Annotated in this window: 21 protein-coding genes and 1 riboswitch; of the genes, 14 read left to right on the top strand and 7 right to left on the bottom strand. The window is 67.4% G+C overall.

Annotation, left to right across the window (positions count from 1 at the left end):
- Nucleotides 1–53 precede the first annotated feature (53 nt).
- Entirely contained in the window at nt 54–548 is a 495-nt protein-coding gene (locus tag ACY3GB_RS06775; RefSeq protein WP_463088077.1) for a BON domain-containing protein, read from the top strand.
- 111 nt (nt 549–659) lie between these two features.
- Here the strand turns inward: ACY3GB_RS06775 and ACY3GB_RS06780 are convergent, their stop codons facing one another.
- Together ACY3GB_RS06780 and ACY3GB_RS06785 are read right to left on the bottom strand one after the other, a co-directional pair.
- Nucleotides 660–1,073 carry a MerR family transcriptional regulator gene (locus ACY3GB_RS06780; RefSeq protein WP_463088078.1) on the bottom strand — a complete coding sequence of 138 codons (414 nt, stop codon included), beginning with the start codon at nt 1,071–1,073 and terminating at the stop codon, nt 660–662.
- 51 nt (nt 1,074–1,124) lie between these two features.
- Entirely contained in the window at nt 1,125–1,886 is a 762-nt protein-coding gene (locus tag ACY3GB_RS06785) for a type 1 glutamine amidotransferase domain-containing protein (protein WP_463088079.1), read from the bottom strand.
- A 308-nt stretch (nt 1,887–2,194) separates the two neighbouring features.
- Here ACY3GB_RS06785 and ACY3GB_RS06790 point away from each other — a divergent pair, with 308 nt between their 5' ends.
- From ACY3GB_RS06790 to ACY3GB_RS06815, 6 genes are all read left to right on the top strand, one after another.
- Nucleotides 2,195–3,439, top strand: a complete 1,245-nt coding sequence (locus ACY3GB_RS06790; protein WP_463088080.1) for an NADH:flavin oxidoreductase/NADH oxidase family protein — start codon at nt 2,195–2,197, stop codon at nt 3,437–3,439.
- 157 nt (nt 3,440–3,596) lie between these two features.
- The gene (locus ACY3GB_RS06795) at nt 3,597–4,529 is read left to right on the top strand and encodes a LysR family transcriptional regulator (RefSeq protein WP_463088081.1); all 933 of its coding nucleotides are present in this window, start codon (nt 3,597–3,599) and stop codon (nt 4,527–4,529) included.
- An 82-nt stretch (nt 4,530–4,611) separates the two neighbouring features.
- Entirely contained in the window at nt 4,612–5,235 is a 624-nt protein-coding gene (locus ACY3GB_RS06800) for a LysE family translocator (RefSeq protein WP_463088082.1), read from the top strand.
- A 2-nt stretch (nt 5,236–5,237) separates the two neighbouring features.
- Nucleotides 5,238–5,705 (top strand): aminoacyl-tRNA deacylase, encoded by a 468-nt coding sequence (locus tag ACY3GB_RS06805; protein ID WP_463088083.1) that lies wholly within the window; start codon nt 5,238–5,240, stop codon nt 5,703–5,705.
- A 128-nt stretch (nt 5,706–5,833) separates the two neighbouring features.
- Nucleotides 5,834–6,448: a hypothetical protein gene (locus ACY3GB_RS06810; protein WP_463088084.1), complete on the top strand. Its 615-nt coding sequence runs from the start codon at nt 5,834–5,836 to the stop codon at nt 6,446–6,448.
- A gap of 72 nt (nt 6,449–6,520) precedes the next feature.
- Nucleotides 6,521–7,927 (top strand): MFS transporter, encoded by a 1,407-nt coding sequence (locus ACY3GB_RS06815; protein ID WP_463088085.1) that lies wholly within the window; start codon nt 6,521–6,523, stop codon nt 7,925–7,927.
- Between the two features lie 49 nt (nt 7,928–7,976).
- On the opposite strand, the gene ACY3GB_RS06820 is transcribed toward ACY3GB_RS06815, so the two are convergent.
- Nucleotides 7,977–8,756 (bottom strand): HAD-IIA family hydrolase, encoded by a 780-nt coding sequence (locus ACY3GB_RS06820; RefSeq protein WP_021476393.1) that lies wholly within the window; start codon nt 8,754–8,756, stop codon nt 7,977–7,979.
- A gap of 321 nt (nt 8,757–9,077) precedes the next feature.
- Nucleotides 9,078–9,242, top strand: a riboswitch (M-box (ykoK) riboswitch).
- A gap of 77 nt (nt 9,243–9,319) precedes the next feature.
- Between ACY3GB_RS06820 and ACY3GB_RS06825 the strand changes: the two genes are divergently transcribed.
- The gene (locus tag ACY3GB_RS06825; RefSeq protein WP_463088086.1) at nt 9,320–10,345 is read left to right on the top strand and encodes a magnesium transporter; all 1,026 of its coding nucleotides are present in this window, start codon (nt 9,320–9,322) and stop codon (nt 10,343–10,345) included.
- Between the two features lie 61 nt (nt 10,346–10,406).
- Here ACY3GB_RS06825 and ACY3GB_RS06830 read toward each other — a convergent pair whose 3' ends face one another.
- Nucleotides 10,407–11,342 (bottom strand): ornithine cyclodeaminase family protein, encoded by a 936-nt coding sequence (locus ACY3GB_RS06830; protein WP_463088087.1) that lies wholly within the window; start codon nt 11,340–11,342, stop codon nt 10,407–10,409.
- Complete coding sequence (locus ACY3GB_RS06835; protein WP_463088088.1) at nt 11,329–12,294, bottom strand: threonine/serine dehydratase; 966 nt, start codon at nt 12,292–12,294, stop codon at nt 11,329–11,331. Before ACY3GB_RS06835 ends, ACY3GB_RS06830 begins: the two co-directional genes overlap by 14 nt.
- 274 nt (nt 12,295–12,568) lie before the next feature.
- On the opposite strand from ACY3GB_RS06835, the gene ACY3GB_RS06840 reads away from it, so the two are divergent.
- The 4 genes from ACY3GB_RS06840 to ACY3GB_RS06855 all read left to right on the top strand — a co-directional run bounded on the left by ACY3GB_RS06840 (nt 12,569) and on the right by ACY3GB_RS06855 (nt 18,557).
- Entirely contained in the window at nt 12,569–13,216 is a 648-nt protein-coding gene (locus ACY3GB_RS06840; RefSeq protein WP_463088089.1) for a helix-turn-helix transcriptional regulator, read from the top strand.
- Between the two features lie 108 nt (nt 13,217–13,324).
- Nucleotides 13,325–15,046, top strand: a complete 1,722-nt coding sequence (locus tag ACY3GB_RS06845) for a GGDEF domain-containing protein (protein ID WP_463088090.1) — start codon at nt 13,325–13,327, stop codon at nt 15,044–15,046.
- A gap of 348 nt (nt 15,047–15,394) precedes the next feature.
- On the top strand, nt 15,395–17,632 hold the full coding sequence (locus tag ACY3GB_RS06850; RefSeq protein ID WP_463088091.1) for a M9 family metallopeptidase: 2,238 nt from the start codon (nt 15,395–15,397) through the stop codon (nt 17,630–17,632).
- 169 nt (nt 17,633–17,801) lie between these two features.
- The gene (locus ACY3GB_RS06855) at nt 17,802–18,557 is read left to right on the top strand and encodes a PAS domain-containing protein (RefSeq protein ID WP_463088092.1); all 756 of its coding nucleotides are present in this window, start codon (nt 17,802–17,804) and stop codon (nt 18,555–18,557) included.
- Here ACY3GB_RS06855 and ACY3GB_RS06860 read toward each other — a convergent pair.
- Both ACY3GB_RS06860 and ACY3GB_RS06865 read right to left on the bottom strand, forming a co-directional pair.
- Nucleotides 18,508–19,467 (bottom strand): LysR family transcriptional regulator, encoded by a 960-nt coding sequence (locus ACY3GB_RS06860; RefSeq protein ID WP_463088093.1) that lies wholly within the window; start codon nt 19,465–19,467, stop codon nt 18,508–18,510. The genes ACY3GB_RS06855 and ACY3GB_RS06860 overlap by 50 nt on opposite strands.
- Nucleotides 19,468–19,493: 26 nt before the next feature.
- A complete protein-coding gene (locus tag ACY3GB_RS06865) occupies nt 19,494–20,594 on the bottom strand; it encodes an agmatine deiminase family protein (protein ID WP_463088094.1) in 1,101 nt (366 codons plus the stop codon).
- A gap of 223 nt (nt 20,595–20,817) precedes the next feature.
- Here ACY3GB_RS06865 and ACY3GB_RS06870 point away from each other — a divergent pair, with 223 nt between their 5' ends.
- Both ACY3GB_RS06870 and ACY3GB_RS06875 read left to right on the top strand, forming a co-directional pair.
- Nucleotides 20,818–22,272 carry a sensor histidine kinase gene (locus tag ACY3GB_RS06870; RefSeq protein WP_463088095.1) on the top strand — a complete coding sequence of 485 codons (1,455 nt, stop codon included), beginning with the start codon at nt 20,818–20,820 and terminating at the stop codon, nt 22,270–22,272.
- Nucleotides 22,269–24,746 carry a two-component system response regulator gene (locus ACY3GB_RS06875; protein WP_463088096.1) on the top strand — a complete coding sequence of 826 codons (2,478 nt, stop codon included), beginning with the start codon at nt 22,269–22,271 and terminating at the stop codon, nt 24,744–24,746. Before ACY3GB_RS06870 ends, ACY3GB_RS06875 begins: the two co-directional genes overlap by 4 nt.
- Nucleotides 24,747–24,844: the final 98 nt, after the last annotated feature.

Below are 24,844 nucleotides of genomic sequence, written 5' to 3' on the forward strand. Positions count from 1 at the left end.
CAGCCGCCTTGCCGGGCAAGGCAAACCTTTTCACAGGCTCTGCCACTCCATACATGCGCGCTCTCGTCCTCCGCAGCCTGGGCGGCTGCCTGATGCTGGCATGCGCCGCGGCGCTTGCCGCTCCGCCGCTCAAGAACTGGTTCAACGACCCCTTCATCCAGGTGCGCGGCCGCATCGCCGCCTGTCCGGCGCCGTTGGGACCCTTCGCCACCGAGGCGGAAATGAAGCAGCAGGCGCATTCCCGCATCGAGCGCGGCACCAGCTGCTGGCTGGCCAAACAATGCGCCAAGCCCAACGCCTACATGTACGACGCGGATATCGCCGCCGATCTGCGGCGCCGATTCGCCAAGAGCCGTCGCTTCGCCAACGCCAGTCTGTGGCTGACCGTGCAACGCCGCTTCGTTTACGTGGAAGGCTGCGTCCGCAGCCGGAATGACGCCTCTGGCATCGAAGCCTTCATCAAACGGACGCCGGACGTGCAGCTGGTCATCGCCAACATCATCGTCGGCACCGGCAAACCGAACTATGCCGTCATGCCCGAACGATAGCGGCGAAGGGAGAAAGCTTCGCTCAGCGGGTGACCCCGCGGCATCCATGGCCTGGTTATTCCGGCGCGGAGCAGGACAGGCTTCTGTTGACGCGTCCAGCCTAAAAAGGCCTTATTTGTCGCCGCCAATGCCCATGACCGCCATCACTCTGGCGGCATTGTCGGCGCAGTCCATGTCCCCGGGCTTGGATTCGATCAGCTGGATCAGGGACTGGATGTGCGATTTGTTCTGCGCCAGCCGCGCCTGCAGCGACTCGATGTCCGCCACCTTGCGCCTGAGCGTGGCCAACAGCTCGTCGTGCCGCCAGGATGAAACGCCCGCCGGCAGAATCTGCCTGATCTCGTCCAGCGAGAAGCCGGACTGCTGCGCGTCGCGGATGATGGACAGCACCGCGGCCGTCTCCGGCGGGTAATCGCGATAGCCGTTCGCCTGGCGGCTGGCCGACTGCAACAAGCCTTTGGACTCATAGAAGCGGATGGCCGAGGCCGCCATGCCGCTCCGTTTGGCCAGTTCTCCGATTTTCATATTGCTCCTGCTCCGGCCCTTGCCTGAATCTCGTCGGATTACACTGCCGGCCTACCGCGCTTGCGCACTACGCAGCGCCGCCAGCAAAGCCTGGGCCAGCGCCTTGCTGGAGCGTGGATTCTGGCCGGTGATCAGGCGGCCGTCCGTCAGCGCGAAGCTGCCGAAGGGGAGGAGCGACTTCTCATAGCGCGCGCCCCTGGCCTCCATCTCGCTCTGCAACTGGTAGGGCACCTGGTCCTTCACCCCAGACAGCGACTCTTCGAAATTGGAGAAGCCGGTCACGCGGCGGCCTTCCAGCAGCGGCTTGCCATCCTCCGCCTGCAGATCGAGCAGGCCCGCCGCGCCATGGCACACCGCCGAGACGATGCCGCCGCTGCGGTAAATGCTTTCGGCGACGCGCTTCAGATCGGCATTGCCGCGGAAGTCCCATATCGTGCCATGGCCGCCGGTGTAGAAGATGGCGCGGTAAACCGTCGGGTCCAGGTCGGCCACCGCCTGGGTCGATTGCAGCCGCGCCATGAAGGACGGGTCGTTCAGGCGGGCCTTGGCGGCGGCATCGGCATGGGGCCAACCCAGGCTGCGAGGGTCCAGCGGCACGGCGCCGCCGTTCGGGCTGGCGAAATCGATGGCGTAGCCGGCTTCTGTCAGCGCATCGTAAACATGCGTCAGCTCGGCGAGCCACAATCCGGTGCGCTCGGCTCGGCTCGGATAGCGGTCATGATTGGTCATGACCATCAGGATCTTGCCGGCGCCGGCGGAGGGTTCCTGGGCCGAGGGCGCGGCGTCTGCTGTGGCGGATTGCATGATTGGCATGGACATGGCTACCAAAGAGGGTTCTTGAAAATGGACATGGGCAGTGCCTTCTGGATAATAGTGCATCGTGCCGTTTTTCCTGCCAGCCCAATACCAAAGGCATGAAAGCGGGAGCCGGACTCCATGCTAAGCTTAAAGCCAGCTTTAATGTCAACCAGCTCTTGCCCCCAGCCCAGCGCCTCACGCGCGCAAGCATCTGATCCCGAAAACAGTTTTCCCGCGCGTCAGGAAAAATTCTTCGCCGACAGGCTTGACCTTCAAGTTGGCTTTAATCCTATCGTGCGCTCATCGCTATCCCGGAGACCACGATGAATCCCTTCGCTTCCCTCGCCCTGCCCAATGGCAGCCTGCTGCCGAACCGCCTGGCCAAAGCCGCCATGGAGGAAAGCATGGCCGACCGCGACCACGCGCCGTCCGAAGAACTGATCCGCCTGTACCGCGCCTGGGCGGAAGGCGGCGCGGGGCTGATCATCACCGGCAACGTCATGGTGGACCGGCGCGCGATGACCGGCCCAGGCGGCGTGGTGCTGGAGTCGGCGCGATTCGGCGAGCGTTTTGAGCAGTGGTCCGCCGCCGCCCGCGCGCAAGGCGCGCAAGTCTGGATGCAAATCAACCACCCGGGCCGCCAGATGCCCGCCGCACTGGGACAGGAGACCATCGCGCCATCGGCGGTGGCGATGGACCTGGGCAATTTTTCCAAACAGTTCGCCGCGCCGCGCGCGATGTCCGAAGCCGATATCGCCGACGTGAAAGCCCGCTTCGCCAACACCGCGCGGCTGGCGGAGCGGTTCGGCTTTTCCGGCGTGCAGATCCACGCCGCGCATGGCTACCTGATCAGCCAGTTCCTGTCCCCCATCGCCAACCAGCGTACCGACCGCTGGGGCGGCAGCCTGGAAAACCGCGCCCGCCTGTTGCTGGACATCGTCCGCGAAGCGCGCCAGGCAGTGGGCGCCGGCTTCTCCGTGTCGGTGAAAATCAACTCGGCCGATTTCCAGCGCGGCGGCTTCAGCGCCGACGACGCCAAGCAGGTGGTGGCCATGCTGAACCCGCTGGGCGTGGACCTGATCGAGCTGTCCGGCGGCAGCTACGAAGCGCCGGCCATGCACGGCCAGACCCGCGACGGCCGCACCCTGGCGCGCGAAGCCTATTTCCTGAAATTCGCCCAGGACATCGCCTCGGTCGCGCAGATGCCCATCATGGTGACCGGCGGCATCCGCCGCTACCCGGTGGTCGAACAGGTGTTGAACAGCGGCGTCGCCGTCGCCGGCATGGCCACCGCGCTGGCGATAGACCCACAGCTGCCGAATGCCTGGCGCTGCGACGCGTCGGCCGCGCCGCGACTGCGCGCCATCCAGTGGAAGAACAAGGTGCTGGCCTCGGTCGGCTATATGGCGATGGTGAAATACCAGTTGCGCCGCCTCAGCTTGGGCAAGCGCCCCCGGCCCGATGTCGCCCCGGCCCTGGCGCTGCTGCGCCAGCAGTGGGACGCCAAGATCCGGACCGGACGCTACCGCCGCTGGATCAAGGCGCACGCCGCATCCGCATCGCGCTAGCGCCAAACCAGCCGGGCTGAACGCTTGCGACGTTCGCCCGGCTATTCCCTAAACGCCGCGCCCGCTCCACAATCGACGGATCTAGCAACCCGGCGCGCCGCGCCAGGCGCGGCCATGCACTGCGGCCGGCGGCCTTGCCCAAGAATGACGGATGCCCATGTCTCTTCCCCTGAACCTGAACCTGCTGCGCTCGCTGGAGGCGCTGCTGGAAACGCGCAACCTCACCCGCTCCGCCGCCAGGCTGGGCCTGACCCAATCGGCGATGAGCCGCCACCTGGTGCAGCTGCGCGCGCAGTTCCAGGACCCGCTGCTGCTGCGCGAGGGGCAGCGCTTCGTGCTGACCGAGCGGGCGGAGGAGCTGCGCCTGGGACTGAAGGCGGTGCTGGAGCAAGTGGAGCAGCTATACCAGCCGCCGCAGTTCGATCCGTCCATCTGCGAACGGGAGTTTTCCTTCGCCGGCTCCGACTACCTGGCCGAGTACATGCTGCCGGACATCCTGGACCGGGTGCTGCCGCAGGCGCCGGACATGCGCCTGAAGTTCATTCCCTGGCAGGCCGGACGTTTCGACATGCTGTCGGACGGCGCCGTGGACCTGATCTCCACCATCGCCGACGAAATCCCGGACAACATCTACGGCAAGTCGCTGGGCCAGGACCAACCGATGTGCGTGATGGCCGACAACCACCCGTTGCGGAACAAGCCCGCGCTGGAGCTGGACGACTACCTGGCCTGGCCGCACGCGCGCGTCAGCTCCGCCAGCGACAAGGACGGCTTCGTCGATGTCCAGCTGGCCCGCGACGGCCTGGCCCGCCGCGTCCGCATCGCCACGCCCTACTTCGTGTCCGCGCTCAGCATCGTCTCCCGCGGCCAGTTGCTGCTGACGCTGCCGGAGCACCTTGCCGTCCGCTTCCAGCGCCAGTTTCCGGTGCGCGCCAAGCCCATGCCCTTCATCGACTACACCTACCGCTACTGGCTGCTGTGGCATGGCCGGGCGGACAAGGACCCGGCGCACCGCTGGTTCCGCGGCCACGTGTTCGACGTGCTGCACCACTCGATCCACGGCGTCAGCAACTATGCGGGAGACGCATAGCGGCTATCAGCCGATAGCGGTTCTGCCGGCCGCGTCCGCGCCATAAACTTTGTCCAAATTGTCATCAAACAAGGAGAAAGCTATGACCTGGACCCACTGGCTGCAATTCGCCGGCGTATGCATGCTGGGCGCGATGTCGCCCGGCCCCAGCCTGGCGATGGTATTGCAGCAGACCGCCCGCGGCGGGCGCGGCGGCGGCCTGGCCGCCGCGATGGGGCACGCGCTGGGCGTGGGCCTGTACGCGCTGGCGGCCGCCCAGGGGCTGGCGATGGTGATGGCGGCGCATCCGCTGCTGTTCAAGATCATATCCAGCCTCGGCGCCGCCTACCTGGTCTGGCTGGGCGTGCAGAGCCTGCGGGCGGCGTCCCGCCCGGCGCGGGCCGCCCGCGGCGAAACCGCCGCCGCCGCGCCGACCTCGGCCTGGCGCGCCGCGCGCACCGGCCTGGCCGTGTCGCTATCCAACCCTCACTTGGCGGTGATGTTCGTCGCCCTGCTCAGCCAGTTCGTCACCGCCGACATGCCCGCCAGCGGCCAGGCGCTGCTGATCGCCACCGCGATGGGGCTGGACTTCGGCTGGTACGCGCTGCTGACGCTGCTGATTTCCCACCCGTCCATCCTGAGCTGCCTGCACCGCAAGAGCCGGTGGATAGACGGCTGCGGCGGCGCGCTGATGCTGCTGCTGGGCCTGCGCATCCTGGTGGTGTGACGATGCCGGAGAAAAAGACGGCATGGAATCCGGAAGCGTTCCTGGCACTGGCGTCGCGCCACGGCGGCGAAGTGCTGGCGCACGACAAAGCGCTGCGCTCGGCCCGGGAAGGCGCCGCCCACTTCGGCATCGCGATGGCGCAGACCGCCCCCACGCTGATCGTGGAGGCGGACGGCGACGTCTTCGCCTGCATCCTGTCCGGCGCACGGGACGGCGTGGACTGGAACAGGCTGGCGCAAACGCTGGGCCGCGGCCAGGCCCGGCTGGCCGACCGCCGCCGCGTCCGCGAGATCACCGGCTGCGACGCCGGCGCGGTGCCGCTGCTGGGCCTGGACCTGCCCTGCGTGATGGACCGCCTGCTGCTGGCCCACGACTTCGTCTACGGCGGCGCCGGCGATCCGCTCAGGACGCTGAAGATCTCCCCCCGCGCGCTGGCCGAGCTGAACCGGGTGTCGATCTGGTACGAATGACACGGCAATCAACGCCGCCCGATTTTCCCGGCGGCAAGCGCCATGGCGGCGGGCGCTCAGGAAATTCCGCTTGCGTTCGGCGTGGCCCGGGCGCGAAATTGACGGCTCTTTTCCAACGGAGCCCATCAATGAAAGCCCGATTGCCCGGTCTGTTGTTTTCACTGCTCGCCGCCGCGCCCGCCTTCGCCGATACCCAAACCCTGGTCATGCTGCGCCATGGCGAAAAACCGGACGGCGGCTACGGCCAGCTCAGCTGCAAGGGGCTGAACCGCTCGCTGGCGCTGATCAAGACCCTGCCGGCCAAGTTCGGCAAGGCGGATGAGATCTACGCGCCGTCCACCGCCAGCCAGAAACGCGACCCGGCCGGCACCTTCAACTACATCCGCCCGCTGGCGACGATAGAACCCACCGCCATCGCCCAGGGCCTACCGGTGAACACCGCGTTCGACATGCTGGCGATAGACGGCCTGCAGCAACAGCTGGTCAATCCGCTGCGGCATGGCAAGACGGTCTACATCGCTTGGGAACACAAACAGCTGCAGGCGCTGGCCGCCGACATCATGCGCCGCTACGGCGGCAAGGACGGCGCCGGCCAGGTGCCGGCCTGGGGCAAGGACGATTTCGACAGCCTGTACGTGATCGACATCGATTACGGCAAGGGCAAGCCCGCCGCCCGCTTCCGCCGCGACAGCCAGGGCCTGAACGATGTGCCCGACGCCTGCCCCGGCGCGCGAGCCCCCTGAAACCATCGCCCTTGACTTGAAGTTAACTTCAACTTTCATCATGACAGTTCTTACCGCAACAAGAGTCTCCCCATGCAGCAATCCGTCAAGAATGAAAGTCTCTTCAGCCATGGCAGAACCGCGGCCTGCATCGGCGGCATCGCGCTGATCTCGCTGCTGGCCTTCGAATCCATCGCCGTCGCCGCGGCCATGCCCGCCGTCGCCGCGGCGCTGGGCGGCCTGGATTTCTACGCCATCGCCTTCGGCGGCACGCTGGCCACCTCGGTGGCGGGCATGACGCTGGGCGGCGAGATCTGCGACCGCTACGGCGCGGCCCGCTCCGCCTGGCTGGGCCTGGCCGCCTTCATCGCCGGCCTGCTGGCGGCGGGCGCGGCCTCCGACATGTCCATGCTGGTGCTGGGACGGCTGATGCAGGGCCTGGGCTCCGGCCTGCTGGGCGTGGCCATCTACGTGGGCATGTCGCGCGCGGTCCCGCCCACGCTGCATCCCAAGCTGTTCGCGATGTTCGCCGGCTCCTGGGTGGTGCCCGCGCTGATCGGCCCCGGCATCGCCGCCGGCCTGGTCCACATCTTCGGCTGGCGCGCGGTGTTCCTGGCGGTGGCGGCGCTGGCGCCGGCCGCCGGCGCGTTGCTGCTGCCCGCCCTGAGCCGGCAGGAGGCGCCGGCCGGCGCCGCCAAACCGATGCGCTGGCGACGCCTGGGCTGGAGCCTGCTGGCCGCCTGCGGCGCGCTGGCGCTGCACGGCAGCAGCCATCTGCCGCAAACGCAGCACATGCTGCCGGCGCTGGCGGCCGGTTTCGCCCTCGCCTTTTTCGCGGCGCGCCGCCTGTTGCCTTCCGGCAGCCTGCGCGCCGCCGAAGGCCTGCCCTCGGTGGTGGCGATGCGCGGCTTGATCGCCGCCGCCTTCTTCGCCAGCGAAGCCTTCATTCCCTTGATTTTGACCACCCGCTACCACTGGAGCCTGGGTTCGGCCGGCTTGGCGCTCACCGCCAGCGCGCTGATGTGGAGCCTGGGCAGCGCCACCCAGGCGCGGCTGCACGACGAGGCCGCCCGCCGCCGCGGGCTGACCCTAGGCTTCGCGGCGATGGCGGCCGGCCTGTCCTCCGCGCTGGCCGCGGCGGCCCTGGCGCTGCCCGCGGGATGGGTGGTGGCCGGCTGGGCGGTGACCGGCCTGGGCATCGGCCTGAGCTTCCCGATGCTGTCGGTGCTGACGATGAAATTGTCCCGGCCGGACGAGCAAGGCAGCAACGCTTCCGCGCTGCAGCTGAGCGACGCGCTGTCCTCCAGCATCGCGCTGGCGCTCGCCGGTTTGTTGATCCACGCGCTGTCCCGTCCGGCCGCGCCGCCGGACGCGCTGCCCATCCTGGCGATGTCGGCGTTGCTGGCGCTGATCGGCACCTGGGTCAGCCCGCGGGCGTTCCCGCGCGGCGCGGCCGGACAGGCAGGCGGCACGGACCTGCCGGTCCGGCATCAGCATTAAGACCCGGCCGTTCGCCGAAAAAACGGGCGCAGAACGCGCCCGCTCCGCCTCACAGCGCCTGCGGGTCGATGTCGGCGACGCTGCCGAACACGTAATCCGGCTGGTAAGGGAATTGCTCCATCGATTCGCGGCTGGACACGCCGGACAACACCAGCGCGGTGCACATGCCGGCTTCCAGGCCGCCGACGATGTCGGTGTCCATGCGGTCGCCTATCATCACCGCCTCTTCCGGATGCACGCCCAGCTTGCGGGTGGCCAGCATCATCATCAGCGAATTGGGCTTGCCGACGATGTAGGGCTTCTTGCCGGTGGCGGCCTCTATCGCCGCCAACAGCGTGCCGGCCGCCGGCTCGTAGCCGCCGCCCTCGATCGGGTCGATCATGTCCGGATTGGTGCCGATGAATTTGGCGCCCTGGTCGATGAAGCGCACCGCCTTCTTGATCTGCTCGAAGCTGAACGTCTGCGACTTGGCCACCACCACGTAGTCCGGGTGGGATTCGGAGATCGAGAAGCCGACGTTGTACAGCTCGTTGATCAGGCCGGCTCCGCCCACCACGTAGGCGGTGGGCATCGCCTTGCGGGTCTGGCTCTTCAGGAACATCGCCGTCGCCATCGCGCTGGTGATGAAGTTGTCCTCGGTCAGCCCGCCTATGCCCAGGCTTTCCAGTTTCAGCCGCAGGTCCAGCGGCGTCTGCTCGGCGTTGTTGGTCAGAAACAGGAACGGCGTTTTGGTGTCGATCAGAAGCTGGATGAATTCGCGCGCGCCGGGAATCAGCTGCTTGCCGCGGTAGATCACGCCATCCATGTCGGAAATGATGCTTTTGCTCATACGGTGTATCCAGAACACGAGTGCCGGTTGCGCGGGCACGATCGCGGGCCGCGGCATGCCGCCGCGACCGGAACAGCATAGCACGGCGGCAAGACGGCCAGATTGCGCCGGCGCCCCATGATCGGCATACCGAAAGGATATTGCGCGAAAACAACCATGCGAACGATATTTATTCGTTGAAAACGAAAAAACCATGGAACAAACAAAACTTTTCACATTCAGACCGTCTGTCCGGCACGCACCAGCGGCTCGGTTTCCGACCAGATCGGAACCGGGGTCCGCCATGCGTGCCGGCGTTTGTTCATCGCTTCAAATAAAGATGCAGTGTCTCGTTCGGCGAGGCTCCTATGCAAACACAGGTCACTGATCTGACGACGTCGAGAGACGCCCAAGGTTAGGACAGGCTTTATCGGATTAAGGTTTAGCCCAAAGTGACTTCCCCCGGATACGTTGCATAGTGCCAAAACCTAGACGCGGAGATCGCTTTCTGCACTCTCCTCCTGGTTGTCGCCCCCATTGAGAACTGTTTGCGGTTTAAACAGCTAAACGGGGAGTTTCTCACCATGACTTACGTAGCAAGCCACACCCTCGCCGCCGGCAACGCGGCGGAAATCAAACTCAAGGAAACCGTCGCTTCCTATATGAGCGTGTCCCTGATCACGCTCAGGCGCGACATGAAGGCCGGCGACGCCCGCGCCCACATGCTGGGCCAGTTGCGCGACGACGACGTGCCGGCCCAGATCTTCGTCACCGACGACAGCGGCTTTCTGCACGGCCGGCTGTCGCTGAAAACCCTGCTGACCGAGAAGGACGACGCCCGCCCGGTATCCGCGCTGATGCAGTCCATCGATTACTCGGTCGAACCCGGCCAGCTGCGCCGCGACGTGGCGCCGGAGCTGCAGGAAAAGTCGCCGGACACCGTGCCGGTGGTCAGCGGCGGCAAGCTGGCCGGCGCGCTGTACGAGCGCGAGATCGCGGTGCTGATCCGCGACGAGGAGACCGACGACGCCCAGCGCCAGGGCGCCAGCCTGCCGCTGGACACGCCCTACCTGGAAAGCAGCCCCTGGGCGCTGTGGAAGAAACGCCTGCCCTGGCTGCTGCTGCTGTTCGCCGCCGAGGCCTACACCAGCACCATCCTGAAAGTGTTCGAAGAGCAGCTGGAGGCGGTGATCGCGCTGGCCTTCTTCATTCCGCTCCTGATCGGCACCGGCGGCAACAGCGGCACCCAGATCACCTCCACCCTGGTGCGGGCGATGGCGGTCGGCGAGGTGGGGCTGCGCAACCTGGGCGCGGTGCTGCGCAAGGAGGTGACCACCTCGGTTATGATCGCGCTGGCCATCGGCGTGGTGGGCCTGCTCCGCGCCTGGATGCTGGGCGTGGGCAACGAGGTGGCGCTGGTGGTGTGCCTGACGCTGGTGGCCATCACGGTGTGGAGCGCCATCGTGTCGTCCATCATCCCGATGGTGCTGAAGAAGATGCGCATCGACCCGGCCGTGGTGTCGGCGCCCTTCATCGCCACCTTCATCGACGGCACCGGCCTGGTGATCTACTTCAACATCGCCAAGCTGATCATCACCGACCTGGCCTGATCCCCGCCCTTCCGCGCGGCCCCGGTTTCCGGGGCCGTTTCTCATGGTCCCGCCGCCGGCGTCAGCCCAGCACGCTGGCGGCGATGGCCGCGTCCTGCGCGGCGACGCCGGTCAGATCCGCCAGCGTGATGTCGTCGTCGCTGCGCCGCAGCCGTTCGCCCCGCGCCAGCGCGTCGCCCAACTCGACGATGCGGGCCGGGTCCAGCAAGCCGGCCTGCACCGCATGCGACAGCTCGCCAAAGGCCGCGCACTGCGCCCGCGAATCGGCGAGCACCGCAGCGGCCTCGGCCGCGATGGCCGGGTCAAGCTCCTGCTTGCCGGGGCCGTCCGCGCCCAGCGCGGTGATGTGGGTGCCCGGACGTATCCAGCCGCGCAACAGCAAAGGCTCGCGCGACGGCGTGGCGGCGACGATCAGATTCGCCTCCGCCGCTACCTCGCGCGGATCGGCCGCCGGCCGCGCGCGAAAACCCAGCGTGGCGGCGAAATCGCAAAACGCCGCGGCCTGGGCTGGCTGCCGGCTCCACACGCTCACCTCGCGGCAGTCGGTCGCCGCCCGCAACTGCTCCAGCTGCGCGCGCGCCTGCTCGCCCGCGCCCAGCATGCCGATGCCGGCAACCCGCGACGGCGCCAGCAGCTTGGCCGCCAGCCGCCCGGCCAGCGCGGTGCGCATCGTGGTCAGCCAGCCCTGGTCCTGCAGCAGGGCCAGCACCCGGCCATCCCGAGCCGACAAGGCCAGCATCAGGCCGTCGTTGCTGGGCAGCCCGCGAGACGGATTGTCGTAGAAGCCGGTGGACACCTTGACCACCAGCGCCTCCTCGCCGGCGATGTGCGCGGATTTGACGCAGCAGTCGCCGTTGGCGTCGGCGAAGCGGAAATTCTGCGCCGGCGCCGTCTGGACCTGGCCGCGCGAATAGGCGATGAAACCCGCCTCCACCGCGGCCAGCGCCCGGTCCGCGTCGAAGCGCGCGGCGATGGCCTCGCGGTCAAGCAGCAGCATGGCAGGCCTCCAGGAACGTCTCCAGCTTGATGTTGCGCCCGCACAGCACCACCGCCACTGGCTGGCCCTGGTAATGCTCGGCCAGCTGGATCAACCCCGCCGCGGCGACGCCGGCCGCGCCCTCGACGACCCAGCGCTCAGTCTCGGCCACCTTGCGCATCGCCGCCTTGATCTCGGCTTCGTCCACCAGCGCGGTCCGATCTATCACCCGCCGCGCGATGGGCAGCGTGATGGCGCCCGGCTCCACGCCGCCGGCGGTGCCGTCGGAAATGGTGTCCAGCTCCTCCCATTCGACAACCTCCCCCGCCAGCATGCTCCGGTACAGCGCCTGCGAGCGGCGCGGCCAGCAACCGACGATTTCAGTCTGCGGGCTGACCGCCTCCAGCGCGGCGCCGATGCCGGCAATCATGCCGCCGCCGCCCACCGACGCGAACACCGCCGCCAGGCCCGGACGCTGCTCGGCCAGCTCCATGCCTATCGTGCCCTGGCCGGCGATGACGTCGATGTCGTTGTATGGCGGGACGAAGGGCAGTCCCTCCCGCGCGGCGCGCCGCGCCGCCTCCAGCTCCACTTCCAGCATCGGCGCGTCGATGGCGACCACCTTCGCGCCGTGGGCGCGGATCGCGTCCAGCTTCATCGCGGAGGCCGCCGCCGACGCGTACACCGTCACCGGCACGCCCGCCAGCTTGCCGGCCAGCGCCACGCCCAGGCCGTGATTGCCGCTGGACACCGTGGCCACGCCCAGACGGCGGGACGCCGCGTCCAGCAGCCGCATCTTGTTGCTGGCGCCGCGGAACTTGAAGGAGCCGGTATGCTGCAGATGCTCGCATTTCAGATACACCTCGCAGCCGGTCAGCGCCGACAGCGCCGGGCTGCGGCTCAGCGGGGTGACGGCGACCTGCGGCCGCAAGGCTTGATGGGCGTCCGCTATGCGCGGGTACAGATCTTTCATGGTGTCGCGTCCTATGAGTTGCCTGGCGGCGGGCATGAGCGGCCGCAGCGGGCTTGATGTGGATCTCGAAAATATAGACAAAAATTACAAAATAGACAATTAGTACAAAAATATTTCTGAAAAATCGCTTCCTTCCTGCCCAAGCCGACACGAAGACCAACTCATAAAAAGGCATGGCGTCCGGGATGCCGGGCGCGGCATGCAGGGACACCGCCCCATATCGAGACAAACTGTCTATAATCGCAACCATCATCTCTCCAATCCATCCGCCGTCATGCGCCGAACCACGCCCTCCCCGGTGAAAGACCTGCTGCTCAACCGCTACGCCCATATCGCCGATGGCGTTGCCGCCTTGTTCCACCCCTATGTCGAAGTGGTGATCCACGACCTGCACGACCAGACCGTGCTCCACATCGCCAACAATCTGTCGCGCCGCGAGCCGGGCGACGACTCCGCGCTGGAAGAGATACCGGGAACGGCGCGCGAGCGGGTGGTCGGCCCGTATGAGAAGCTGAACTGGGACGGCCGCCGGATGCGCAGCGTCAGCGCGGTGCTGTTCGACGACCAGGCCAGGCCCGCCGGCATGATGTGCCTCAATTTCAATATCGCCGTGTTCGACGAGATGCGCGGCGCGCTGGACATCCTGCTCAAGGGCGCAGGCGTTCGCCCGCAGCCGGCCGAATTGTTCCGCGACGACTGGCAGGAGCGGATCAACCTCTTCCTGCGCGACTGGCTGCGCGAGCGCGGCGCCAGCCTCAACACGCTGGGACGGACGCAAAAACGGGAGCTGGTGGACGCGCTGCACGCGGAAGGCGCGTTCGGCGGCAAGAGCGCGGTCAACTACGTGGCCAATGTGCTGGGCATGGGCCGCGCTACCATCTACAAGCGGATCAAGGAGCTGCGCGAAGGCGCGGACGGATAAGCCGCGGCCTCGGGCGCGGCAAATTTCCCTGCCGCGCCGCCGCCGCGCATATACTCAATCTTGCACAGCGTCTGCGCTGATCGCAGCATTCCTTGCACTGAACGACCGATGCGCCTGTCCAAGATATTCACCATCGTCACCTTCGTTCTGTTCATCCTCGCCTGTCTGCCGCTGGCCTGGATCATCAACGGCGAATGGGCGGCGTACCATGCGGCCGACGAGGGACTGAGCTCGATACAGATCGCCCATCTCGCGATGGTGGCGGTGGAAAAGATCTCCGCCGAGCGCGGCCCCGCCAATGCGCTGATCGCCGCGACCGTCGATGACGGCGGCCGGGAAAGGCTGCGCGCCGCCAGGCTGGCCAGCGACCGCGCGCTGCAGGACCTGGTCACCGCGCTGTCACCCTCCCGCTCCGCCTATCACCGGCAAGCCTTGGCCGCCATCCGCGTCGCCCGCCAGCGGCTGAGCGAGGCGCGGCACGCCATGGACCGGATCATCGCCGCGCCGGCGCCCACCGCGTCGGAAATCATGGCGCCGATCCAGCGGATGTTCGACGTGGTGCCCGCCGTGTTTGAGGCGGTGAACGCCCTATCCTTCCAGGCGTCCAGCGTCTACCCCCAACTGTCCAATCCCCTCAGCGGCGCCCGTCTGGCGACCGAGCTGCGCGAATACGCCGGCCGACTGGGGTCGACCCTGGTGCCCGCGCTGACCGAAAAACGGCCGCTGACGGAAACCGAGTCCCGGGAGGTGTTCATTCTGCGCGGCCGCATCGAGCAACTGCGCGGCACCATCCGCCTGCGCCTGAGCGTGCCGTCGACGCAACCGGTCCAGCGGCAGGCCTTGTCGCACATGGAAAGCCGCTATTTCCGCAACGGATTTGCCCGGGTGGACGACATTCTGCTGGCCAGCCGCCTGGGCCGGCCGTATGCGGCCACCCAGGCCGCCTTCACCGCCGCCTACATGCCCAGCCTGCACAGCATCGTCGAACTGCGCGATACCATGCTGTCCACCGCGGCCGACGAGGCCGCCGCCCAGCGGCAGGCCGCCTTCCGGCATCTGCTCGGCGCCACCGCCCTGGGGGTGATCGCGCTGATCGCGCAACTGGCGCTGTTCGCCTACATCCGCTGGCGGATCGCCAAACCGCTGCTGGCCGCGTCCAAACTGCTGTCCGACATCGCCCACGGCAGGCTGGACGCCGAGCCCCCCGCCTCCCTGCGGAAAGACGAAATCGGCGACGTGCTGCGCGCCATCGCCATCCTGCGGCGCAACAACCAGGAAAAACGCGTGCTGGAACTGGAACGGCAGCGGCTGATAGACGAGCTGACCGAAGTGTCGCGGATCGATTTTCTGACCGGCATCGCCAACCGGCGCGCGTTCACCCAAACCGCCGACGCCGAAATCGCGCGCGCCCGCCGGGCGGGAGAATCGGCGACGCTGATCCTGTTCGACATCGATCACTTCAAGCAGGTCAATGATCTGCACGGCCACGACAGCGGCGACGCGGTGCTGGTCCATGTCGCCGCCATCATCGAGCGCATCTGCCGGGAAGGCGACCTGGCCGGCCGTTACGGCGGCGAAGAGTTCGTGGTGCTGGCCTGCCACGGCAACGCCTCATCCGGCGAAGCGCTGGCCGAGCGGCTGCGCGCCGCCATCGCGGAATCGCCGTGCGTGCTGCCGTCCGGACAGAAGCTGGCGGTCACCGCCAGCTTCGGCGTCGCCACGCAGAGCGAAGCCGCGCCCACGCTGGAGCTGCTGCTGCAGGCCGCCGACCGCGCGCTGTACGCGGCGAAGCGGCAGGGGCGGAACCGGGTGATGCTGGCCGAGAACTAGCGCCGCCTCAAGGCGGCCAGCCTAAACCGGCAAAAGCTCGGGCCGCCAAGACGCCCGCAGCGCTGTCCGAATTCGAGGCGCGCCCAGTTCGCCCCGCCCTCGCTACCCTCTTTGCTTGCCGCCCCGTCGCCAGGCGCTGGCGGGCGCGGCCCAGCCGCAAGCTTTTGCCGGGGACGGTGAGCGCCTTCGCCGGCATGGCGGGGAAACGGCTGTCGCCAAGCTCGCCGTCCGCCTGAGCGCATTTGGCAAATCTGCGCGCGGCGGCGAAAAGACTCGCCAAGAAATGCGCATGGACACTTGGCATGATCTTCGGGTCAGGGAAACGCCCTGACTTTCCGGAGACAGAATATGCGAAGCCTTCCCCTCGCCGCGCTGTGCCTGGCCCTGGCCGCGGCGTTGTCGGCGCCGGCCCACGCCGCGCCCAAAACCAACAAGATGCCGCACCAGGCCAAGCCCAGGCAGCCGGCGCCGCCCAGACTGTGGCGGCAGCTCCCGCCGACCGACTTCCAGTCCCGCTACCATTTGCAGGACAACCGCACCGTGATCGGCCGGCCGCTGAAAAAGCTGGCCCGCCACGCGGCCACGCCGCAATGCCAGGACATGAACGCGATGGCCGGCCACAGCGGCGCCGATCTCGCCAACTACCTGTCCACCCTGCCCGACTACACCTGCGCCTACGGCCTGTTCGCGCTGGACAAGAGCCTGGCCGCCACCCTTTACAGCGCGGCCAACCTCAACGCGGTGGCCGGCCGCTTCGCCCAGGAGGCCGCGGCCTACAACGCGTCGTCGATGACGCTGGTCAACCTCGCGCTCTACCTGCGCGCCGGCTACTACCTGGCCAGCACCGGCACGCTGCCGGCGCTGGACGCCAATCTGCAGGCTGTGCTGCGCCCCGGCATCAAGCAACTGGTCGACGGCACGGCGCTGTTCGCCGCCAACAGCCAGGCGCCCACCACCGCCAACGAAGTGATGACGCTGATCACCAATATGGCGGACGAGGCCTATTACCTGCCGTCCATCCGTTCCGTCGTCCAGCGCTACACCAACACCGCGGCCAATCCCAACGCCGCGCAGGCCTTGCGCGAAACCACGGCCAGCCAGGGCTTCACCGGGGCGCTGACCGTGTTCTTCTACGCCCACGGCCGCGCCAACGCCGCGCCGCTGCTGCAGAGCGACGGCAGCTACTCGGCCGCGCTGACCCAGTTCGTCCAGGCCGACAAGGCCAGCCTGCTCGGCACCGAAACCGCGTTCCAGCTGGGCGACGCCACCCGCGAAGGCCTGCGCTTCATGCAGTACCCGGCGCTGAAGCCGGCGATCAAGCCGCAGGTCAAGGCCATCCTGGCGGGAAGCAGCATGACCGGCGCCGACAACGAGCTATGGCTGGCGGCGGCGGAAGCCGTGAAGTATTACGACAACGCCAGCTGCGCCGAATACGGCACCTGCGGCTTCGAGACCAAACTGGCCGACGCCATCCTGGTCAACCGCTATACCTGCAGCCCCACCATCCATATCCGGGCCCAGGAAATGACCACCGACCAGATGCAGTCCTCCTGCGCGCTGCTGCAGAAGGAGGAGTCGTACTTCCACCAGATGCTGCAGACGCATAACCAGCCGGTGGCCAACGACAACAACACCTCGCTGGAGGTGGTGGTGTTCGACGACTACAACAATTACTCCAAGTACGCCGGCGTGATCTACGGCATCTCCACCGACAACGGCGGCATGTATCTGGAAGGCAACCCGGCCGATCCGGGCAACCAGGCGCGCTTCATCGCCCACGAGGCCTCGTGGCTGCGCCCGGTGTTCAAGGTGTGGAACCTGGAGCATGAATACATCCATTACCTGGACGGCCGCTTCGACATGTACGGCGACTTCTCCGCCGCCACCCAGCAGCCGACGGTGTGGTGGATAGAGGGCCTGGCCGAGTACCTGTCGCTGCGCAACGACAACCAGACCGCCATCGACGTCGCCAAGACCGGCAACTACAAGCTGAGCCAGATCTTCGGCAACACCTACGACATGCCGGACTACGTCACCCGCGCCTATCGTTGGGGCTATATGGCCACCCGCTTCATGTTCGAGCGCCACCGCGCCGACGTGGACGCGATGCTGCCGCTGTTCCGCAAGGGCGACTACGCGGGCGGCTACATGGGCATGATGCGGCAGATCGGCAACCGCTACGACAGCGAGTTCGCCGCCTGGGCGCAGAGCGCCACCACCGCCGGCCAGCCGCCGCTGCCGCCGTCCACCGGCCTGCCGGCCTGCAACGAAGGCTATCCGGAACGGCTGGGCAAGAACTGCTCGATTTCCGGCCTGTCCTCGTCCGGCGCCGCCTACGCCACCATCTGGGTGCCGGCCGGCGCGCGCAACCTCCGGCTGTGGACCAGCGGCGGCAGCGGCGACGTCGACCTCTACGTGGCGAAAGACCGCTATCCGACGCCGGCCAGCTACGACTACGCGTCGGCCGGCGCCGGCAACGAGGAATCGGTGGCCATCGCCGCGCCGCAAGCCGGCCACTGGTACTACCTGACGCTGCAGGCGAAGCAGCCTTTCGCCAACGTCGTGGTCAGCGCCAGCTACGAGTAAGGGGGCGGGCACCGCCGCGGCGGCATTCGGCGTCCGCCGCGGCATTCTTGCAAAACGCATACAGATGAGCGATGCTGTTTTAAATAAATGCCAAATAAATAATCGGCAGACCGGATGGCATCGCCATCGCGCCGCCAGGCCGCGGCAATCGCGCAAGGATCGCCCCGTCATGAACATGCCCCTGCAGCAGCCGCATCTCGTCAGCGACCTGAGCGCCGCGCGCGCGATGGCGGCGCTGTTCGACCACCTGCCCGATATGGTGTTCGCCGTGAAGGACCTGGACAGCCGCTATCTGACCCTCAGCGAGGGCTGCGTCCCGCGCTGCGCGCTGCGCAACCGGGACCAAGCCGAAGGCCGCACCGCGCATGAGCTGTTTCCCAGCGCGATGGCAAACCGCTACCGGGAACAGGACCGCATCCTGTTTTCCAGCCAGCAGCCGCTGCGCAACCGGCTGGACCTGACCGTCTATCCGGACGGCACCCCCGGCTGGTGCCTGACCAACAAACAGCCGCTGCTCCATCCCGACGGCCGACTGCTGGGCCTGGTCTGCATCTCCAAAGACCTGGCCGACCTCACCCGCGAAAAGCTGCTGGACGAGCGCTTCGCCGCCTGCGTCGACCACATCCAGGCCCATTACCACCGCCCGCTGCACCTGGAAGAGCTGTGCGAACTGTCGGGCCTCAGCATCGGCCAGCTCGACCGGCGGATGAAGCGGGTGTTCCAGCTGTGCGCCGGCGACTTCATCCGCCGCACCCGGATGGAGGCGGCCTGCCACGCGATACGCCACAGCCGCCGCTCGCTGGCTGACATCGCCGCCGGCTGCGGCTTCTCCGACCAGAGCGCCCTCACCCGGCTGTGCCGCCAGCTGCTGGGGCTCAGTCCGCGCCAATTGCGCTGGCAGGCCCCTCCCGCGCGGCAGAGCTGAGCCACGCGTGCATCCGCTCCATCGCGTCGGTCCGCAACGCGTTCGCCGGCCGCGACAGCCACCATTGCGCGCCGGGCAGCCGCGGGTAGCCGGCCAGCGCATGCAGCCGGCCGGCGCGCAGATCCTCATCCACCGCCAGCGACGACAGGCAGGCGATGCCGTGGCCGCGCAGCGCGGCGTCGCGCGCCAGCTGGACATCGTCGTAGATGGCCGCCACGCCGAAGCGGCGCAGCAGCCGCTGCATTTCCGCGTCGGCGGCGTCCGGCAGCCGCGCCCTCTCCAGACACAGCAGCCTTGCCTGCTCATGGTGGCGCTCGAACGGCAAGCCAGCCAGTTCTTCAGCCAGCGCCGGCGCGCAGACGAACAGCCACTCGTCGCGCAGCCAGCGCGCGTCCTCCCAGCCATCCAGCGACAGCGGCCGCGGCGAGATCAGCAGGTCCAGATCTATCTCGTCGGCCTGGCCCGGCTCTTCGTCGATGGACAGCAAGGGCACGATGTCCGGGTGCGCGGCGCGCAATGCGGACAGCCTGGGCTGCAGCCAGCCCTGCAGCAAAAAGGCCGGCCCCACCAGCGCCACCACACCGGGATCGGTGTAGACGGCGATCCGGTCCAGGCCGCGGCGCAAAGTTTCCAGCGCGCGCCTCACGCTCTGCTGCAGCATCTCGCCGGCGAAGGTGAGCTCCACGCCGCGCCCCACCCGGTGGAACAGCGGCTGGCCGACGAACGCCTCCAATTGCTGGATCTGGTGGCTGATCGCCGATTGCGACAAGTGCAGCGACTCGGCCGCGCGGGAAAAACTGCCGATCCGCGCCGCCGCCTCGAATCCTGCCAACAGCCGCAGCGACGGCAATCGCGACGCGCCGTCTTGCTCTGAAGCCCCCTCCGCCCTCAATCCATCATGTTCCGGCATGCTTTCTCCCTTGGCTCGAACCGCGCTCAGGCGGGCTGCTGCTGAGTCGCGCAGTGGATGCCGCCGCCGCCGGCCGCGATGGCGTCTATGTTCAGCTGCACCACCTCCCGCTCCGGGAACAGTTCGCGCAGCGCGCTCAAGGCGTTGCGGTCGGCCCTGGAATCGCCGAACTCGGGCGAGATCACCGCGCCGTTGCAAACATAGAAATTGATGTAGCCGGCCGCCATGTCGTCGCTCTCATGTTCAGGACGAACGCGGGACGGCCCGGGAATCGCCACCACCTCCAGCTTGCGGCCGCGCGCGTCGCGCGCCTGGCGCAGAATGGCCAGGTGGCGGCGGGTCACCTGGTAGTCGTAGGAAGCCGGGTCGGTCTCCAGGCCGGCCACCACCACGCCGGGCCGGGCGAAGCGCGCGTAGAAATCGGTATGGCCGTCGGTGATGTCGCGTCCGGCGATGCCCGGCAGCCAGATCACCTTCGCCACGCCCAGCACACGGCGCAGCTCGATCTCGCATTGCGCCTTGCTCCAGCCGGGATTGCGGTTGGGATTCAACACGCAGCTTTCGGTGATGATGGCCGTGCCTTCGCCGTCCACCTCGATGCCGCCGCCTTCCAGCACCAAGCGCGCGCGCAGGGGCGTCGAACCGGCCTGGGCGGCGACGAAGCCCGCCACCCGGGCATCGCGGCCATGCGCCTGCTTGCCGCCCCAGCCGTTGAAATTGAAATCCACCGCCGCCAGCCTGTCCGCGCCGCTCTTGACGAACACCGGCCCGCTGTCGCGTATCCACAGATCGTCCAGCGGCTGCGCCACCAGCTCCACGCCGGGGCCGCACAGCCTGGCGGCCAAGTCGAGCTCCTCGTCGCGCGCCAGCATGCGCACCGGCTCGAAGGCGGCGATCGTCGCCGCCACCCGCGCCAGATCCCGGCGCGCCGCCGGCAGCAGCCGCCCGCCCCACACCGCCAGGCTGGGGCCGAACGCCATCCAGGTGGCGGCATGGCGCGCTCCTTCGTCCGGCATCCGATACCCCTCATCGGACTTCGGCGCGCCGCCTGCGGCCATCGCACGGCCCGCCAGCCATCCGCCCGCCGCCAGCAAGCTCCCGCCCAGAAACCGTCGTCTGCTCATCATTGATCTTCCTTGCTTGAGTTCATGGCTGGCATTGTGCGGGAACAAATACATTTAAAAAATTGATTAATTTTCCATAAATCAATCAATTTCCATCATGTATAGATACTAAACACAGTCTCAATCCATGCGTAAAAACACTAGCCTAATGGCATAAAAAGAGCGTTAACCCTATAACGGAACTGGGTTTTCCATCCAGTGAACCGCAAGCCCCACGGACCGTTCCATGCTCAACTGCGCCAGGGAAGCCAAGCCGCCCGCCCCAGACCTGCTCCCCCTGCCCGGCATCCGGGAGAGCGATGTCTGTTTCGACCTGCTGATCCGCCATGTGGAAGACCACGCGATCATCCTGCTGGACGCGGACGGCCTGATCCGCAGCTGGAACGCCGGAGCGGAACGCATGCACGGCCACCCGGCCGCCGAAACGCTGGGCCGCCACTCCAGCTGCCTCCTGCCACCTTCCGACGACTCCAGCTTGCAGACGATGCGCCAGTTGGCGCAGGCGCTGCGGGACGGCCGCTATGCCGGTGAGCTGTGGCATGTCCGCCGGGACGGCAGCCGCTTCCTCGCTGACATCCTGTTGATTCCGCTGCGCGCCGATGACGGCGCCTTGCGCGGCTACGCCAAGATCACCCGCGACCTCAGCCACCGCAAGCGCATGGAGGATCGTTTCCGCCAGCTGGTCCAGGAATCGCCGAATGCGATGATCATGATCAACGGCGCCGGCTCCATCATCCTGTTCAACCGCCTGGCGGAGGCGATGTTCGGCTATCCCGGCGACGAGCTTTCGGGCATGCGGATAGAGCAACTGATGCCGGAGCGCTTCCGCGGCCGCCACGGCCAGCTGCGCCAGGGGTTCCTGCGCCGGCCCGAAGCCAGGCCGATGGGCGTGGGACGCGACCTCTACGGCCTGCGCAAGGACGGCGGCGAATTTCCGATCGAAATCGGCCTCAATCCGATAGAAACCGAAACCGGTCCCATGGTGCTGGCGGGCATCGTCGACATCACCGCCCGCAAGCAGGCCCAGCGACAGCTGGAGGCCGCGCTGCGGGAAAAAACCACGCTGCTGAACGAAGTTCACCATCGGGTGAAAAACAATCTGCAGGTGATCATCAGCCTGCTGAGCATGCAGAGCCAGTTTGTGCGCGAGGACAGCGCCCGGAGCGTTCTGCAGGACAGCCAGGCCCGGGTCCGCTCGATGGCGCTGATACACCAGCTGCTGTACGAGCGCCACGACTTCTCCCGGGTGGACCTGGGCGAATACCTGCAACGCTTCAACCAGCTGCTGCTGAGCAGCTACGGCCAGTTGGCCGGCGGCCTGAGCGTGGAGCTGGACGCGCCGGCGGGGCTCGTCTGCATCGAGCTGCAGCGGGCGACGCCCTGCGGCCTGCTGATCAACGAGCTGCTGACCAACGCGCTCAAGCACGCCTATCCGGATGGCCGGGGCACCATCTGGATGCGGCTGGCGCGCCAGGACGAGCGGCACGCCCTCCTGATCGTGGCCGACCGCGGCGTGGGCCTGCCCGCCGCCGCCCCGGCGACGCGGCCCGCGTCTCTGGGCTTGCAACTGATGCCGATGCTGGCCGAGCAGATGGGCGCCCGGCTGAACATCCTGGACAACCAGCCCGGCGTGCGCGTGGAAGTCAGCTTTCCGGCATTCGGCTCGGGAGAGAACCCTTGAAAGACATCCGCATCCTGATCGTCGAGGACGAGCGCATCATCGCGATGGATCTGCAACAGCAATTGCAGGCGCTCGGTTACCAAGTATGCGGCGTGGTGGCCAGCGGCAGCCTGGCGATAGCGCGCGCAGGACGGGAGCAGCCCGATCTGGTGCTGATGGACATCCATCTGGAAGGCGAGATGGACGGCGTGGACGCCGCCAGCGAAATCTACCGGCGGCAGCAGATTCCCATCGTCTTCCTCAGCGCCTACGCAGAAAACGCGACGCTGCAGCGCGCGGAAAGCGCGATGCCCTACGGTTATCTGGTCAAGCCGGTGTCCCCGCGCGAATTGCACGCCACCCTGCAGATGGCCATGGTCCGCGTCGGACTACAGCGCCGGGCCGATGAACAGCTGGGTCGGATGGGCAAGGCGATGCAGGCCGCCGGACTCGATGTCTGGGAATGGCGGGTGGAGGCCGATCAGATGCAGACCTTCAGCCTCGCCGGCAACGCGCAGCCGGCGCAGGGGCTGACGGCCAATGAGTCGATCCGCCACTTCATCGAGCAGGTGGACGACCGCGACGCCGCCGCGGTGAGCGAGGCGGTATCCCGCACCCGCGACCAGGGCTGCGCGCTGGACATCCGGTTCCGCGCCCGCACCGGGCCCGATCAGGACGAGCGCTGGCTGCACGCCCGCGCGCGCTGCTTCGACGACGGCGAGGCCGGCCGGCGCATCATAGGCGTGCTGCAGGACATCAGCGGGCAGCGACGAACCGAGGAAAGGCTGCGCCAGGCCGCCACCGTGTTCGACTCCACGTCTGAGGGCATCGCGATATTGGACGCGCGCCGCAAGGTGGTGTCGGTCAATCCGGCCTTCAGCCAGCAAACCGGCTACAGCGCGGAAGAGGCGATGCTCTGGCCGGACATCGCCCCGCTCTACCAGACGCCGCCCAGCTTCGCCTGCGCCGGCCCGCCGGCCTCCCCCTGCGAGCGCAAGCTGTGGCAGGGCAACGTCAACTATCTGCACAAGAACGGCGAGATCCTCAACATCTGGGAAAGCATCAGCGTCGTGCCGGGGCCGGACGGCGGCGTCGCCAACTACGTGCTGGTGTTCTCCGACATCAGCTCGGTGCTGGCCGCTCAGGAACAACTGGCCTACCTGGCCAAACATGATCCGCTGACCAATCTATGCAACCGCCGCATGCTGCAGGACCGGATGGAGTACGGCCTGGCCCAGACCATGCGCCACCAGAAAATGATGGCGGTGCTGCTGATAGATCTCGATCACTTCAAAACCATCAACGATTCGCTCGGCCATGGCCACGGCGACCAGCTGCTTTCCACCGTCGCCGCCCGGCTGCAGGGCAGCGTGCGCGCCAGCGACACGGTGGCGCGGCTGGGAGGAGACGAATTCTGCATCGTGCTGGGGGATATCGAATCGCCCGGCGACGTGGACCTGATGGCGCAGAAACTGCTGCAGCGGCTGGCCGAGCCGGTGCGGCTGGAACAGATGGTCTGCTACGTGACCGGCAGCATAGGCATCTCGATGGCCCCGGCCGACGGCATGAGCGTGGACGAACTGCTGCGCAACGCCGACCAGGCGATGTACGGCGCCAAGCATGCCGGCCGCAACCGCTACTGCTTCTACGCGCCGGCGATGCAGAAGGCCGCGGAAGTCCGGCTGCAGATATCCAACGGCCTGCATCTGGCGCTGGAGCAAGGCCAGTTCCGGCTCGAATTCCAGCCCATCATCGACCTTGCCAGCGGCCGGATACGCGAGGCCGAGGCGCTGCTGCGCTGGCACCATCCCGAGCATGGCGTCATCAATCCGGCCGTGTTCATCCCCATCGCCGAGGAGTGCGGCCTCAGCGGCAAAATCTGCGAGTGGGTGTACGACCAGGCCCTGTCCGTCATACGCGAGTGGCGCGACACGGTGCGCGACGACCTGCGCATCGCGATCAATGTGTCGGCGCTGCATTTCCGCGATCTGCAGAACCCGGCCCGCTGGCTGGACAAGCTTGCGCGCGCCGGGGTGCCGGGCCAGGCGCTGATGCTGGAAGTCACCGAAGCCCTGCTGCTCGACGCCGACCGCAAAGTGGAGGAAGCGCTGGATATCTACCGAGCGGCCGGCATCCGGATCGCGCTGGACGACTTCGGCAGCGGCTACTCCGCGCTGTCTTACCTGCAACGCTACCGGCTGGACTGCCTGAAGATAGACCAGGCCTTCGTGCGCCGGATCACCGACGAGCCGCGCGACCACGCGCTGTGCGAAGCCATCATCGTCATGGCCCACAAGCTTGGCCTCAATGTCATCGCGGAAGGCGTGGAAACGCCGGCCCAGGCCGCCATGCTGCAAACCTGCCGCTGCGAACATGCCCAGGGCTTTCTGTACTCGCGCCCGCTGCCGGCCGATCTCTTCGTCGAGCTGCTGCGATGCCACGGCGGCAGCCTTCCCGGCGACTTCCCGCCCTCCCCGCGCGCGCTGTCCGCTTGACCGCCCGGCAGGGAGGCCATCTCCGCCGCGACGACCCCGCCTCGCTGCGCCCCCGACAGCGGCTGGGCTTGAATGCTCTGTGAAGTCCTGTCGGCTGC

Source organism: Chromobacterium sp. Ag138 (assembly GCF_055181315.1).